Source organism: Candidatus Thermoplasmatota archaeon (assembly GCA_029907305.1).
Taxonomy (GTDB): Archaea; Thermoplasmatota; E2; order DHVEG-1; family DHVEG-1; genus JARYMC01.
The window spans coordinates 1-15,602 of the sequence record JARYMC010000025.1 but is presented as its reverse complement, the minus strand read 5'-3'; the positions used below and the strand labels follow the sequence as shown (position 1 = coordinate 15,602).

Here is a 15,602-nt window from a genome sequence, read left to right as displayed (position 1 = left end):
GATATGATGAGAGAACAATTCAGCAAATAGTTAAAAATGCAACTAAAAAAGCTGGCATAAGAAAGAAAGTCACGCCGCATACTTTAAGGCACAGCTTTGCTACACATTTATTGGAAGGAGGTGTAGATATAAGGTTTATTCAACAGTTGCTTGGTCATAAAAGTTTGAGAACAACTCAGATTTATACGCATGTTGCAAACAAAGATATTAAAAAACTTGCAAGTCTGCTTTAGGCTTTAGAGTTCTTTTACTTTAAGCAGAGATTAATTACCTACAATAAGTTAACAGAGCCCTATAAACTTTATTTAAACTATATAAGATACTCTTTTTGAGGTTAATATCTGTTATCTGAAGGTTTATAAACCCGCAAGGTGTTTTGAAATTATAGTTTGAGAGAGTAAAAATATAAAAGAAAATCATAAAACAATTTTGCAAGCAATCATAATCTCAACGATAATAATAGCTTTGTTATGGGTTTTTGCATTCTATCCATTGCTAGATCCAATAACAACAGCCTTGCAAAATATTAATCCGCCAATCGAAACCTTTGGAAGTGATGATATTTTTGAATTATTATTTTTAATGCAAATTATGTTTGGTGTTGTTTCAGTAATGTTTTTTTTACTTTTAACATTAGTATTTTACCTTGCAATAAACTATCTAAAGAAACGTAATACATCAAACTGAAAAATTGAACTTATAGTGTTTAAGGGATGGAAAAAAATAGGTAAAGTAAACTCTATTTATCTCCCTTTAAAAACAGGTTTTCGTTTTTCAACAAACGCTGTTACGCCTTCTTTGAAATCATCTGTACCAGCTGACATTGATGCTGTTTTACTCTCAAGCTCAAGATGATCTAGCATGCTGTTGTCCATGCTTTTGTTAATAAGCATCTTTGCTTTACCAACAGCTATGGGAGGTAACTCCTTGAATTTAGAAGCATAACTCTCTACAGCATCATCTAATTTTTCGCTATCAACAATCATGTTTACTATACCCATACTATGTGCTTCCTCTGCAGAGAAAGTTTTAGCAGTCAAAAGAAGCTCACATGCTTTGTGGTAACCAACAAGACTTGTAACAAACTGTGTGCCACAACCTGGGGCGAGGCCTATTGTGATAAAAGCAGTGTTCATCTTTGCATCCTTTGATGCAATAATTATATCACAAGCCAATGCAAGCGATAGACCGGCACCAAAAGCAGCACCATTAACCTGTGCTATAACAGGTTTTTCCATACTCCTAATTTCTATTACACATTTGTGTATTGTTTTTGTCAGCTCTCTAAGAAACTTGGGTTTATCTTTTGCAGCATACATCTCTTTTACATCCCCACCGCCACAGAATCCCTTACCAGTGCCTCTTATCACAACCGCTATTATCTCATTCTTTTTGCTTATCTCATGTAAAACCTTGTAAAGCTCTTCACCTAGTTTCATGTCAAATGAGTTAAGACGATCTGGTCTGTTGAGAGTTATATAAGCAATTTTTTCTTTTGTTTCAAAAGTTAAGGTTTCATAGCTCATAGGTATCGACCCCAAGGAACATTAATTTAGATATAAACCTTGGGGTTTTTTTTCAAGAAAAATATAAATAAACAGTTAACTATGCCAACGCACATAGTTTACAATCAGGGGAATAAAAACTATGGAAATAAACATGTACATCGACAAATACAAAACAATAAGATACAACTTTTTCAGATGGAGATACGAGTTAAACGTTTTCTATAAACTAACACTAGCTCTAAGCTTCGCATGTTTAACAGGACTACTAGCACAACTAAGATTCTACCTACCAGGCACACCAGTTCCAGTGACAGGACAAGTTTTCGGAGTCCTATTAGCTGGAGTAATACTAGGAACATGGGGTGGAATGAGCCAAATCATGTATCTAGGAATCGGAGCAGCAGGCATCCCATGGTTCGCAGGTTTTAACAGCGGCTTATCCTACCTTCTAGGCCCCACAGGAGGATACCTCATAGGGTTTGTATTCTCAGCTTTTTTCATAGGATACATAGTTGATAGATACATACGTTCCAGAAGCTTCCTAACGATGTTTGCAATAATGCTATTCTCAACATTCACACTAATATACATACCAGGACTAATACAACTCTACATATGGATGGGAGCAGCAGTTGGAATCCGGGAGCTAATAACCATAGCAGTAATACCATTCATCGCAGCTGACATAATCAAAGCAGCAGTAGCAGCTGGAATAGCAAGCAGCATCACACCAAAAAACGCATATGGAAAAGAAATCGACGTATGAAAAATAAAATACTAAATCTATTAAAGAATGATTTTGTCTCAGGTGAACAAATAGCAAAAACTCTTAGCATATCCCGCACCGCAGTATGGAAACAAATCAACTCCATAAGAAAATCAGGTTACGAAATTGAATCAATAAAAAACAGAGGCTATAGACTGATATCTAGACCAGATATCCCACTCCCTGAAGAAATAACAGATGGTTTATCTACAAAAATTATTGGAAAAGAGACACATTATTTTAAGAAAATTTCTTCAACAAATGATCTTGCAAGACAACTAATAAATAAAAATGCAATAGACGGAACAGTTATAGTCTCAGATATACAAACACAAGGTAGGGGGAGAAAAGATAGAACATGGTTTTCACCAACAGGTGGTTTATGGTTTTCAATTATACTCTACCCAAAGCTTCCACCAAATAAGAGCATGATGTTGACCATGGCTGCATCACTAAGCGTAGTCCATGGAATTAAAACAACAACTGGTATTATTCCACGTATAAAATGGCCAAACGATGTTCTGATAAAAGAGAAAAAAGTCTGTGGCATATTAACTGAAATTGATGCAGAGATAGATAAGATAAACTTCGCAATCGTAGGCATAGGCCTAAATGTAAACAACACGTTACAATCAGATTTGAGTAAACATGCAACAACACTTAAAACAGAATATGGCGGTAAAGTCTCCAGGGTTCAAATACTTAAATCAATTCTAAAAAACTTTGATGAATACTACATAGAAATTCAGGAAAATAAACATGACAAGATACGTGAAAACTGGTTATCATCATCTCAGATAATTGACAAAAAAGTACGTATTAACGACGGAACAAAAACTATACAAGGTGTTGTTAAAAATATAGATGAAGACGGCTCCCTCATTTTAGATGTTGATAATAAAACCTGCAGGGTTTTAAGCGGCGACTTAGAATACCTATGATCTTTTTTTACAAGGCATCAAACACACATTGCATTCTTTACTACATGGATCAAAATGTATATCCAGATTACACGGACCGTATTCCCTCCTTATTATCGACTCTAGTTTATCAGAGAGGTTATGTGATTCTTTCACCGCCATATCCTTATCTACAACAAGATGCATTTTTATATCATCCTTATCTTTTCTCCTGATAACCCGCACATTGTGGAAAGAAATAATTCCTTTTTCCCCCTCAAGTATTTTCTCAATGATTCTTTCTTTAATTCTGCTTTCATAATGCATCTCTTTTGGTTCCACATGGATTATTGTCGAATGATTTGTTTTTTCCAAGATCTTGTTTTCAAGCTCATCAGCAATAGTATGTGCTTCATCCATCATCAGGTTATTTTCAATCTCTGCATGGAATGTTATAACCTTGCTGTTACCATAATCATGCACAGATATACTATGAACACCTTTCACCCCGTTTACTGATTTCGCTAACTCCCTAATGGTATCTACTAGATCTTTGTCAGGCGCCTGCCCCATAAGATAGTTAGATGAGGTTTTCCCCAAGCTGATAGCAACATATATAATTATCAATGATACAATGACACCAAAAATCGGGTCTAATATCACATATCCATAATAAGATCCAATCAAACTTATTCCAACACCAACTGATGCTAGTGCATCACTACGATGATGCCATGCATCCGCAATAAGAATATCGCTGTTGATTTTTTTCCCTATAGCAAATGAGAAACGCGCCATCCACTCTTTTACAAGTGCAGAAACAATAAGGATGATACCAAATGGTACCGCATAATCAAGATTAGTTATTGTTACAGTATTAATGAGTCTCTCTATAGATTGTTGTATAAAACCAAGACCTGTGACAACTAGCAATATCGCGATAACAAGTGTAGCAATATACTCCGCTCGACCATGCCCAAACGGATGTTCCTTATCAGAAGGTTTTTTTGATACCTTAAAACCAAATATAACAACAGCTGATGTTGACACATCTGACAATGTATGAACTGAATCAGCTATTAATGCTATACTATTAAGAAATAAACCCAAGGTTAGTTTCATTACAAAAAGCAAAGAATTTCCAACAATGCTTACAGTACCTTCAAGATAACCATATTTGACCCTCACCGTAGAATCATTTATGTCCCCATAATCCAGTATAAAACTTAGTCTCCTCTTTTTATCCATTGGTAGACCGCTGAATATATTCCTCAGATATAGGTCTTTTGATTTAACAAAAACAGAGAAGGGTATTAACTAAAAAAATGTAACTAGTTGGGAAGTCTGGAAAAAAATATAGGATATGGGATGGGACACACCACATCTAAAACTTCTCCAGACTACCCCATATAGTAAATAATATTCATGTATATATAAATATATCCCTCTGAAGTGGGTTCTGTGGGAAAAAATGAACTATTTTTTCTTAGACTCAACCCTTATATCCTCTTTTATGTCAGCAATGCGTTTCGCCAGTTCAATATAATGTTCTATATCTGTTTTAGAACTGATCACAAGCTTAGCACCATCTGGTGAACCACCACCATGCATACAACCAGGTACACCAGCACCAATTGTCAGCCACTCTATAAGACGCGCTATCCTTGCTCTGGTTTCGCCATCACAGTTTGCCTTAAGATATTTTTTAAGCATCTTACCATACTTCAGGTCATTCAAGTCCTTACAAGATGGGAGGCATCCTGTCTCAGCTATACCACCAGCTATATCCTGTGTTATCCTCTTAGTCTCATATGGCAAGGTTGCTACATGAACCTTGTTCACATTTGATAAAAGCATATCAGGTATCCAGACACCAGAGGGGTGTTTCTTACCAAGTGCACTAGCAGCGATACCCATACCAAAGGTAGTCTCATTGTTTATTACCATCTGAGTGATTTTTTCTCTAAAAACTTTTTCAGATAAACCATTTGCGCGTGCCATAAGCGCTGCTGCACCAACCATGACATCACCTTGACCAGCTACGCATCCACCTATAGCTGAGCGATATGGTGCTATGAAATTCATCACTGCCCTGGTCGTGTAATCATATTCACCGCACATGAAAACACGTTCTTTTGGTACAAAAACATCATCAAACAACAAGTAAGCCTGTGTTATACCACCCATCTCAACTGGTATGTCAAAACCTTCCTCAAGTTCACGATTATCACTTGGCCTCCTAGTTTCAACAACAGTAAGATTCTCAGCATCCCTTGGGATAGCAAATGAAACAGCATAGTCTTTATCAGGCTCTTTATACCCTGTGCCTGGCATCACAAAAACTTCGTTAGCCGCAGCTACACCACATATCATAACCTTTGCCCCTCTCACAACAATACCCTCATCGTTTTTATCTACAACATGTAAACTGAGATCAGGGTCGTTTTGCTGCGTCGGCGTCTTAGACCGATCCCCTTTAGGGTCTGTTAACGCACCAGACAATGTTATGTCTTTTTTCTGTGCATCCTTCAACCAACCCTGCAACCTTTTATGGTAATCTGTACCCAGGTCTTGATCCATGTCATATGTTGTAGCCCACATAGCATTAATAGCGTTGAAACCAGCGCAGCGACCACCAGTACAAGTACCTGTAAGATTAAACATAAGACGTTTCATACGCAGGTTAGCAAACATGTCCTCCGCGCTACCAAGAATAGAAAGATAACGAGAAACTCTTTCACCAGTTAAACTAGATTTGGTTGTAAGAATATCCTGGTACTCAGGTTTGAGGCTAGCAGCAAAAATCTGGGCATGCCCCTCAACAGTCCTCCTTGTAGCAGGATGTGTTGTAACATCCTTTATAAGCTCACCAAACTTGTAAACATTAGGTCTCATCTGCCTAAGACTTTTTTTATACTCCTCAGGAGTCCTCATAACAATATCATCTCCTCTTCAACTTAAACTCCCACTCACACCATAAATCACTCGGGTGCTTGTCAGGTGGACAAACATTACACTTAACCTCAATATCAGGGTTGAACTCTCTAGCAAAAGCCTTCAAAAAACCAAATCTAACAGGCTTGCAACCAAACTCACCAAGACCCTTGTTTATACGTGTGTTTTGCACACGACATTTAACATTCCTAATTATTGCATGGTTTTTTTCAACAATAACTTCTTTGTCCTCAAGATCAAGAGCCCAACTAGAGTACTGCAATGCCTTCATCATAGACTGTATATCATTCCCTTTTATTCCCAGGAACTCTTTTAGTTTCCTTGCTTCAATCTTCCCCATAGCCTCCCAGACTCTGCGATCAATCTCTCTTGCAGCATCTGTACCAAAATCCTCTTCAATGCCAAGGAAATACAAACCATCAACAGCCCAGAGGTTACGAAGATGCATGAATATAAAATCATGAAGCTTATCCTCAGTTAAATCAGATAACAGCTTCCTATCTTGCTCTCTGCTCATTCTAATCAACACTTATTTTCCATCTCAAGAGAATATCGGGTATATAAAGATAGATGAGACAAAATATTGTTTTTATCCCATCTTCTCTCTAATAGCATTAGTAAGCTTAGGTAGTACCTGATACAGGTCACCAACAATACCGTAATCAGCTGATTTAAAGATAAGAGCCTCCGGGTCCTTGTTTATTGCAACAACTACACCTGAATCACGCATACCAGCTATATGCTGTATCTGACCAGAGATACCACATGCTATGTACAACTTCGGTTTCACCTTATGACCAGACAAACCAATCCAATGATCCTCAGAAAGCCATTTTAGATCAGCAGCAATAGGACGACTACAACCAATAGTCCTACCCTTCAGCGCATCAGCTAATTCCCGCACAAGTCTTATGTCATCCTTGTTTTTGAAACCACGACCGCATGAAACAATGATCTCAGCATCCTCAACGTTCACACCCTCGGTTTTCATCTCCTGAACCTTCGTAATCTTAGAGGGCGATCTCTCAAAATCATACTTCTTTTTTATAACCTCACCTTTGTGCCCCTCAGTTTTCGGCAGAGGATTAAATGCTTTCGGTGGTATAGTAACAATCTGTGGATGTGATAGGAACTGTTCAACAGCGATAGCGTTACCACTATAAACCATGCGCTCAGTAACAATCTTTTTGTCTTTAACATAAACATTTGTGCAATCAGTTACACAACCTGTATCCAATTTTGCTGAGAGACGAGCAGCAAGCTCTTTACCATTTTTATTAGAACCAATAAGAACAACCTCAACATTGTTCTCTTTTACTATCTTCTCAAGTATACTAGCATACTCCTCAGCCTTGAAAGTATGAAGATCAGCCTCAGCAGCTATAACACTATCAGCACCATGCTCAAGATAATCTTTAGCAAAAGAATCATGACCTATACAAACAGCTATTACTTTTTTATGTAACTCTTTTGCAAGTTCTTTTCCCTTGTTCAGTAACTCCAGTGTAAGTTTCTTATCATCAGAATAAACAAGCACCATTTTTTTCACCTCAACACTCCAACCTTAGCAAGCTCATCAACAAGCTTGTTAACACACTGATCAAGATCATCGTGGAATATCACGTTTTTCCGCACCATCGGCACACCCTTAATGTCAACTGTTTTAATCTTCGGCTCAAGCTTACCAGAAGCAACATCACTAGCAGACCACTTATGAATAGGTTTAGAAGACGATGCCAAAATCTGCATAAGACTAGGCAAACGAGGCTGATTAATCTCCTTAGTAACAGTAATAAGCACAGGATAAGGCGACTCAATTGTCACAGCCTTATCACCAAGGTTCCTCTCAGAAACAACCTTATCCTTCTCAACAACTACATTCTGCGCATATGTTATCTGCGGTATATTCAACAAACCAGCAACCCTAGGCCCCATCTGACCAGAAAACATATCAATCGACGCCTCACCACAAAGAACAATATCATACCCCCCGATTTTTTTAATAGCACCAGCAAGTATATGTGACACAACAGAGTAATCAGCGTTCTGCGGTGGAACAACTAAAACACCCTCATCAGCACCCATAGCAAGCAACTCCTTTATACGCTCCTTTGCATCAGATGGACCAACAGTAACAACAGTTATTTTCCCACCATGTTTCTCCTTTATCCTAATCGCCTCTTCAAGCGCGTTCTTATCAATGTCACTAATCTTCTGCGGCACACCAGATAGTATAGGTTTCTTCGTACTAGAATCAACCTTTATCTCAGATACATCAACAACCTGCTTAGCACAAACAACTATATTCATTTCATCACACCCTTTTTCTTCATTTCAAGCTCCCTAAGCTCTTTTCTTTTGATTTTCCCACTCTGAGTTTTAGGAAGCTCAGTAACAAACTCTATCTCACGAGGATACTTATACGGAGCAGCAACCCTTTTTGTATGCTCCTGAATCTCCTTAACAAGCTTTTCAGAAGCCTTATTCTTATCATGGAGAATAACATACGCCTTGATGATTGTACCACGCATCTCATCAGGGCTAGCAACAACAGCACACTCAAGCACATCAGGATGAGAAATAATAGCTGACTCCACCTCAAAAGGCGAAATACGATAACCACTAGCCTTGATTAAATCATCGTTTCTACCACTAAACCAAAAATACCCATCCTCATCCTGATAAAGCACGTCACCGCTAAGGAACCAACCGTTTTTGAAACTCTCGCTTGTTTTATCTGGTTTATTCCAATATTCTTTGAACAAACCAGGATCTTTTTCATCAACAGCTAAAACACCTGACTCACCCTGCGCAACAGGCTCCCCATCCTCATTAACAAGAGCACAAACATGACCAGGTTGAGGTCTACCACAAGAACCAGGTTTAATCCTCATGCCTCTCATATTGGATACATAGACCATAACCTCAGTCATACCAATACCATCCAGTATATCCAAACCAAATCTACGCTTCCACTCGCTAATAACCTTAGGGTTCAAAGGCTCACCAGCAGAAATACAATGACGCAAAGACGAAAGATCAAACCTTTTCTCAGCATCCTTAACAGTTAAAAACATCCTATATGCAGTTGGTACAGATGCAAGATTAGTAACCTTGTATTTCTCCATCAAACTAAACCAGTGCTCAGCATCGAAACGCCCCTCATGAACAAAAGTAGTTATACCCCAACGCCACACATACAAAAAACCATTACCCAATGGGTAAATCCAATTCAAATCACCTGTATGAGCAACAACATCGTTTTCTCTTGCATCCTGCCAATAAAGAACACTGGGATCATTACCAGGCACCCATCTATGTAGATGAACAGCACCCTTAGGGTTACCAGTAGTACCAGATGTATAACAGAAAAACGCCATATCATCGCTTCTTGTTTGCTCAAGTTTAATGGAAGACGAGGCAGTTTTCATAAGATCATCATAAGAAATCTCATTTTTCTCAGCATCACCAACAACAATGATGTTCCTCAAAGTAGGGCAATTCTTCTCAACCTCATGTACCTCTTTAGCATACTTCGGTGTCGTTATAACAGCCTTAGAGCCACTGTCATTAACCCTATACTCCACCTCATGTGACCTGAACATCACACTAGATGGTATAGGCACAGCACCTATCTTCACACCACCAATAAAAGAAACCTGGAACTCAGGTATATTCGGCAACCTTATAAGGAAACGATCACCTTCTTTGAAACCCAGCTTTTTCAAAACATTACCAAACTGGTTTGAGAGACTACTTATCTCACCGAACGTGAACCTCTTTGTTTTCCCCTCAAAATTCTCCCAAAAAAGCGCTATTTTATCTTTTTTCTTTCCTTCAGCGTGTTTATCACAAACATCATAACCTATGTTATAGTTCTCTGGTATATCCCATTTCCAACTCTTGAACTCTTTTTCGTAATTGAACTCCCCCATAAACACTCCTCCTTATGTTAATTGTTTTTTTTTATTTCAATAGACTACCAGATATAACCATACGTTGTACTTCAGAAGTACCCTCATATATCTCTGTTATCTTTGCATCACGGAACAGACGCTCAACGGTGTACTCCTTTGTGTAACCGTAACCACCATGGATTTGCACAGCCTTGATCACGGCATCCATAGCTGTCTCAGATGCAAACAGCTTAGCCATCGCAGCCTCTTTACTTATACGCTCACCCTTATCCTTTTTGTAAGCCGCGTTATAAACCAGGTACCTAGCTGCTTCTATACGCGTAGCCATATCAGCTATCATCCACTGGATAGCTTGGAAACTTGATATCGGTTTACCAAACTGCTGACGCTGCTTGGAATACTCAATACTCTCATCTAATGCCGCCTGTGCTATACCCACAGCTTGTGCCGCTATACCAATACGACCACCATCAAGGGTACTCAATGCTATCTTGAAACCTTCACCCTCGTTGCCAAGCAGGTTCTTTTTTGGTACCTCCATGTCCTCAAAAATGAGTTCCGATGTTTGCGAAGCGTTTATACCAAGTTTCTCGAAGATGCTACCAACCTTGAAACCTTTCATGTTACTCTCAACAATAAAGGCACTAATACCTTTTGATCCAGCGTTTTTATCAGTTACAGCAAAGACAATGATTACACCAGCCTTAGGCCCACTAGTGATAAAAGTCTTTGTACCATTCAAAATATATTTATCACCCTTTAGTTTAGCTGTTGTCTGCATCGCCCCGAGATCAGATCCTGCGTTAGGTTCTGTACCAGCAAAAGCACCGATTTTTTCTCCTTTTGCCAAGATGGGTAAGTATTTCTTTTTCTGTTCTTCTGTACCGTATTTGATTATTGGCCAAGCAGCCAGAGAGTTGTGTACAGAGGTTATTACACCGGTTGATGCGCATTTACGTGATATCTCTTCCACAACAATAGCGTAGCTGATTGTGTCAAGACCAGCACCACCATACTCCTGTGGAATGATGACTCCTAGCAGACCAAGCTTTGCCATTTTCTCAAGCGTCTTAGTCGGGTACTCTTCTTTTTTATCGAGCTCTGCAGCAATAGGTGCTATCTCTTTTTCTGCGAATTCCCTAACCATCTTCTGAATCAATTTTTGGTTATCATTTAGTTCTAGTTGCATGGGCATGGGAATAAAGTTATCAGACATAAATCTTTCCATAATTTATAAGATATAAAACAAGGGAAAGAAATATAATGAGATAGAGAATTAAAGGATACGCTCTATGGCATTGAATAAAGGTTTGGTTCACGTATACACTGGACCCGGAAAAGGCAAAACAACAGCCGCAATAGGACTAGGTGTTCGCGCAGCAGGGGCAGGCCTTAAAGTTATCATGATCCAGTTTATGAAAGGTAGACGATACAGTGAAATAGATGTTATCGAGAAAATACCTAATTTTACTGTAATCCAGTATGGTAGAGACGAGTTTGTGTCAAAAGAAAAACCTGAGCAAATCGATATTGATCTCGCAAAAAAAGGTTTCGAGTATGCTAAAAAGGTAATAAAAGAAGGTAAATATGACATGGTTATTCTAGATGAGATTAACGTCGCAGTTGACTACAATCTGATAAATGTTAAGGATATTTTGAAACTTGTTGATGAAAAACCAGAAAAAATAGAACTAGTATTAACAGGTAGATATGCTCCGTCAGAGCTTGTAAAAGTTGCTGATTTGGTAACTGAGATGTTAGAGATTAAACATCCTTATCAAGAAGGCATGCTTGCTCGTAAGGGTATTGATCATTAGGTTGGGAGGAAAATAATATTATGAGTGAAAAAAGAAAAAAAGTTGATTATTGCGACCAAATAGGTACCAATATTACTGAGAGAAAAACCAAGTTTGAGACGTTATCTGGTATTGAAGTAAAAAGAGTTTATACACCAAAGGATATTTCCCATATTGATTATGATAGAGATATAGGTGTTCCAGGGGAGTTTCCGTTTTTACGTGGCATTCATTCTACTATGTATCGCGGTCGCCTCTGGACTATGCGTCAGTTCGCTGGTTTTGGTAGTGCTGAGGAGACTAATCGGCGTTATAAGTATCTGCTTGAACATGGTGAGACCGGTCTTAGTGTTGCTTTTGATTATCCTACTCTTTATGGTTATGATACTGATCATCCGTTGGCTCGTGGTGAGTTTGGTAAATGTGGTGTTGCTGTTAGTAGTTTGAAGGACATGGAGATTCTTTTTAGTGGTATACCTATTGATAGGATTACTACTAGTATGACTATTAATGGTCCTGCTGCTATTGTTTGGGGTTTTTATATTGCTAATGCTGAGAAGCAGGGTATTGATCGTCGTGTTATTGGTGGTACTATACAGAATGATATTCTTAAGGAGTATATTGCTCAGAAAAGCTATATTTTTCCTCCTGAGCCTAGTATGCGTTTAATTGTTGATACTTTTGAGTTTGGTTCAAGGGAGGTCCCTCGTTGGAATACTATTAGTATTAGTGGTTATCATATTCGTGAGGCAGGGAGTACTGCTGTTCAGGAGCTTGCTTTTACTCTTGGTGATGGTCTTGAGTATGTTAGGTGGGCTATGAAGCGTGGTTTGAAGATTGATGATTTTGCTCCTCGTCTTAGTTTCTTTTTTAATGCTCATAATGATTTTTTTGAGGAGATTGCTAAGTATCGTGCTGCTCGTCGTATCTGGGCTAAGGAGCTTAAGAAGCTTGGTGCTAAAAAACCTCGTTCTTTGCTTATGCGTTTTCATACTCAGACCGCTGGTTGTAGTCTTACTGCTCAGCAGCCTGAGATTAATATTGTTCGTGTGACGTTGCAGGCGTTGTCTGCTGTTCTTGGTGGTACGCAGAGTTTGCATACGAATTCTATGGATGAAGCGCTTGCTTTGCCCTCTGAGAAAGCTGTTCGTATTGCTCTTAGGACACAGCAGATTATCGCTGAGGAGAGTGGTGTTACTAGCACGGTTGATCCGCTTGGTGGTTCGTATTATGTTGAGTGGCTTACTGACAAGATGGAGGAGGAGACGTACAAGTATTTTGATCGTGTTGAGAGGTGTGGTGGTGTGATTCCTGCTATTGAAAAAGGTTTTTTCCAGCGTGAGATTGCTGAGTCTGCATACCGTTATCAGAAGGAGATTGATGAGAACAAGCGTTTTATTGTTGGTGTTAACAAGTATAAGATGGATGAGCCTATTGATATCCCTATTTTGAGGATGGATGAAAAAGGTGAGGAGCGGCAGATTAATCGTTTGAAGAAACTACGGAGGGATAGGAATAAGGCTAAGTTTGAGCGTAGCATAAGTAGGCTTAGAAAGGCTGCTGAGGGTGATGAAAACCTTATGCCTTATATCCTTGATTGTGTTCATAGCTATGCAACTCTGGGTGAGACCTGTGGTGTACTCCGTGAGGTTTTTGGTGAGTACAAGGAGCCTGTGATTTATTGAGATAATAAAGGGGGTTTGGTTGCTTATGGAAAAAAAGATACGTGTGTTGATTGCGAAACCTGGTCTTGATGGTCATGATCGTGGTGCAAAGATTGTTGCTCGTGCACTTCGTGATGCTGGTATGGAAGTGATTTATACTGGTTTGCATCAGACTGCTGAGATGATTGTTGAGACCGCTGTTCAGGAGGATGTTGATGTTGTTGGTCTTAGTCTTTTATCTGGTGCTCATATGACATTGTTCAGGGATGTTACCAGGCTTTTGAAAGAGAAAGGCATGGGTGATGTTCTTGTTGTCTGTGGTGGCATAATACCTGAGGAGGATGTGCCTGTTCTTAAGAAAGCTGGTATAGCTGGTTGTTTTGGTCCTGGTACGTCTTGTGAGGAGATTGTTGAGTTTATTAAAAAGAATGTGAAACGATGAGTGGTCTTGCTTCCATGGTTTTGAAGGGTGATCCTAGGTCTACTGCTAGGCTTATCACTCTTGCTGAGAATAACTCTAAAGACCTTGCGGATGAGATGAAGGTTATCCATAAACACTCTGGTAAAGCATATGTTGTTGGTGTAACCGGTGTGATGGGTAGTGGTAAAAGCACGCTTATTTTTGAACTAGCACGTGTTTATAGAAACCAGGGTAAAAGGGTTGGTATAATAGCTATTGATCCAACTAGTCCTTTCAGTGGTGGTGCTCTGCTTGGTGACAGGGTTAGGATGACTGATCTAACCACAGATAATGGTGTTTTTATTCGTAGTATGGGTACTCGTGGTATGCTTGGTGGCCTAGCTAGTGCTGTTTATGATGCTGTTGAAATTCTTGATGCATCTGGGAAGGATGTTGTTATCGTTGAGACTGTTGGTGTTGGTCAGGCTGAGGTTGATGTCGTAAAAATAGCTGATACAACACTTGTTGTTCTTGTACCAGGTTTGGGTGATTCTATTCAGACGATTAAAGCTGGTATTATGGAGATAGCTGATGTTTTTGTTGTAAACAAGGCTGATAGACCAGGTGTTGAACAGTTGATTGCTGAGCTTGAAAGCTTGATTGATATATCATGTATTGGTAAAAATAGGAGGATACCTATTGTTAAAACAGTGGCAAAAGAAAACAAAGGAATTAAAGAACTTGTTGATGAGATCGAAAAACATAAAGAGTATTTGAAAAAAACCAAGGTTTTTGAGGCTCAAAGACGTAAACGTTATGAGGCTGAGCTTGTTGAAATCATTCGTAAACGTCTCATGAATTTTATTTTTGATGAATCAACGTTTAAAGAAAAAGTAGAAAATATGATAGATCAGATATCAAAGAAAGAGATGGATCCTTATTCTGCTGCTGATGAAATATTGGGTAAACTTTTAAAATAAAAAAAAAGAGAAGGTTTTTAGTTTTTGTTCCGCGCGGTTAAAAGGCTGTAATATAATTTAAACCATCACAACGCGCGCTCTGCCAAGTAATATCATAAGCCCAGATGGTCCCCACCAGTTGAAACCAAGCTCTCCGATGTTGATGTATAGACCAGTGAACACTGTGGTTCTAACTAAGTGGCAACCTAATCTATCGGCATATTCAATTCTAGGTGGAAGAACATTCAGATTAGGATTACCGGTGTAACCGAAACCACCTAAGAATAATGGTGGATAGAAGAACCACATTGGCCTTAGCATGATTCCTAGGAATGTTTCGTATTCATAGAATGGAATAAAGCACATCCCTCTTCCAATACTTACTATGGTGCTTCGTCCTGGTTCTGTCTCGAACACCTCACGCCATAACCATGCTTCACTTATCGGTTCTTGACCATTTGCTACTAGAAGCTCATTTAATGACGTAAGTGTTTCTCTTGCCTGATTTATGATATCGTTTTTTATTTCCTCTGCTAATTCTTTGTCTCCAGCTATTACTGCTTTAAAAAATTTTTGGAATGGTTTATTAGCCTCGAACCAATTTGCAGTGGCTATAATTTGATCGGTAAGTTCCTTGAGTTCTGGTGAATCGTCTGGTACATCTATTCTTATTGTTAAGTCTTTTATAGTTGGGGACTTTTCTTTATTGTTTACATCTTCTTTTGTAATTTTTACAAC

At 38.8% G+C, this 15,602-nt stretch carries 17 protein-coding genes; 8 read left to right on the top strand and 9 right to left on the bottom strand.

Going from position 1 to position 15,602, the window contains the following annotated elements; all coding sequences use genetic code 11:
- Both QHH19_03015 and QHH19_03010 read left to right on the top strand, forming a co-directional pair.
- A partial coding sequence (locus QHH19_03015; GenBank protein ID MDH7517295.1) for a tyrosine-type recombinase/integrase occupies positions 1-233 on the top strand: 233 nt, incomplete at its 5' end.
- A gap of 196 nt (positions 234-429) precedes the next feature.
- Positions 430-687 carry a hypothetical protein gene (locus QHH19_03010; GenBank protein ID MDH7517294.1) on the top strand — a complete coding sequence of 86 codons (258 nt, stop codon included), beginning with the start codon at positions 430-432 and terminating at the stop codon, positions 685-687.
- A gap of 56 nt (positions 688-743) precedes the next feature.
- On the opposite strand, the gene QHH19_03005 is transcribed toward QHH19_03010, so the two are convergent.
- Positions 744-1,526, bottom strand: a complete 783-nt coding sequence (locus QHH19_03005) for an enoyl-CoA hydratase-related protein (GenBank protein ID MDH7517293.1) — start codon at positions 1,524-1,526, stop codon at positions 744-746.
- A 121-nt stretch (positions 1,527-1,647) separates the two neighbouring features.
- On the opposite strand from QHH19_03005, the gene QHH19_03000 reads away from it, so the two are divergent.
- Complete coding sequence (locus QHH19_03000) at positions 1,648-2,274, top strand: biotin transporter BioY (protein MDH7517292.1); 627 nt, start codon at positions 1,648-1,650, stop codon at positions 2,272-2,274.
- Positions 2,271-3,215 carry a biotin--[acetyl-CoA-carboxylase] ligase gene (locus QHH19_02995; protein MDH7517291.1) on the top strand — a complete coding sequence of 315 codons (945 nt, stop codon included), beginning with the start codon at positions 2,271-2,273 and terminating at the stop codon, positions 3,213-3,215. The genes QHH19_03000 and QHH19_02995 overlap by 4 nt, the downstream gene beginning before the upstream one ends.
- Here the strand turns inward: QHH19_02995 and QHH19_02990 are convergent.
- The 7 genes from QHH19_02990 to QHH19_02960 all read right to left on the bottom strand — a co-directional run bounded on the left by QHH19_02990 (position 3,210) and on the right by QHH19_02960 (position 11,234).
- Entirely contained in the window at positions 3,210-4,421 is a 1,212-nt protein-coding gene (locus QHH19_02990; protein MDH7517290.1) for a cation-efflux pump, read from the bottom strand. The two genes, QHH19_02995 and QHH19_02990, sit on opposite strands and share 6 nt — an antisense overlap.
- Before the next feature lie 228 nt (positions 4,422-4,649).
- Positions 4,650-6,107, bottom strand: coding sequence for a 4-hydroxyphenylacetate 3-hydroxylase N-terminal domain-containing protein (locus QHH19_02985; protein MDH7517289.1), 1,458 nt, complete (start codon positions 6,105-6,107; stop codon positions 4,650-4,652).
- Positions 6,108-6,114: 7 nt separating this feature from the next.
- On the bottom strand, positions 6,115-6,645 hold the full coding sequence (locus tag QHH19_02980) for a DUF6125 family protein (protein ID MDH7517288.1): 531 nt from the start codon (positions 6,643-6,645) through the stop codon (positions 6,115-6,117).
- A 72-nt stretch (positions 6,646-6,717) separates the two neighbouring features.
- Positions 6,718-7,668, bottom strand: coding sequence for an electron transfer flavoprotein subunit alpha/FixB family protein (locus tag QHH19_02975; protein MDH7517287.1), 951 nt, complete (start codon positions 7,666-7,668; stop codon positions 6,718-6,720).
- Positions 7,669-7,673: 5 nt separating this feature from the next.
- Positions 7,674-8,438, bottom strand: a complete 765-nt coding sequence (locus tag QHH19_02970; GenBank protein MDH7517286.1) for an electron transfer flavoprotein subunit beta/FixA family protein — start codon at positions 8,436-8,438, stop codon at positions 7,674-7,676.
- Positions 8,435-10,063 (bottom strand): acyl-CoA synthetase, encoded by a 1,629-nt coding sequence (locus tag QHH19_02965; protein MDH7517285.1) that lies wholly within the window; start codon positions 10,061-10,063, stop codon positions 8,435-8,437. The genes QHH19_02970 and QHH19_02965 overlap by 4 nt, the downstream gene beginning before the upstream one ends.
- A gap of 31 nt (positions 10,064-10,094) precedes the next feature.
- Positions 10,095-11,234 (bottom strand): acyl-CoA dehydrogenase, encoded by a 1,140-nt coding sequence (locus QHH19_02960; GenBank protein MDH7517284.1) that lies wholly within the window; start codon positions 11,232-11,234, stop codon positions 10,095-10,097.
- A 103-nt stretch (positions 11,235-11,337) separates the two neighbouring features.
- On the opposite strand from QHH19_02960, the gene cobO reads away from it, so the two are divergent.
- From cobO to meaB, 4 genes are read left to right on the top strand one after another with little or no spacing between them, the layout of a single operon-like run.
- Entirely contained in the window at positions 11,338-11,862 is a 525-nt protein-coding gene (gene cobO / locus QHH19_02955) for a cob(I)yrinic acid a,c-diamide adenosyltransferase (GenBank protein MDH7517283.1), read from the top strand.
- Between the two features lie 20 nt (positions 11,863-11,882).
- Positions 11,883-13,526: a methylmalonyl-CoA mutase family protein gene (locus tag QHH19_02950; GenBank protein MDH7517282.1), complete on the top strand. Its 1,644-nt coding sequence runs from the start codon at positions 11,883-11,885 to the stop codon at positions 13,524-13,526.
- A gap of 25 nt (positions 13,527-13,551) precedes the next feature.
- Positions 13,552-13,947, top strand: a complete 396-nt coding sequence (locus QHH19_02945; protein MDH7517281.1) for a cobalamin B12-binding domain-containing protein — start codon at positions 13,552-13,554, stop codon at positions 13,945-13,947.
- On the top strand, positions 13,944-14,885 hold the full coding sequence (meaB, locus tag QHH19_02940; protein MDH7517280.1) for a methylmalonyl Co-A mutase-associated GTPase MeaB: 942 nt from the start codon (positions 13,944-13,946) through the stop codon (positions 14,883-14,885). Before QHH19_02945 ends, meaB begins: the two co-directional genes overlap by 4 nt.
- 57 nt (positions 14,886-14,942) lie before the next feature.
- On the opposite strand, the gene QHH19_02935 is transcribed toward meaB, so the two are convergent.
- Positions 14,943-15,602, bottom strand: a 660-nt coding sequence (locus tag QHH19_02935; GenBank protein ID MDH7517279.1) for a hypothetical protein, incomplete at its 5' end; no start/stop codon positions are given.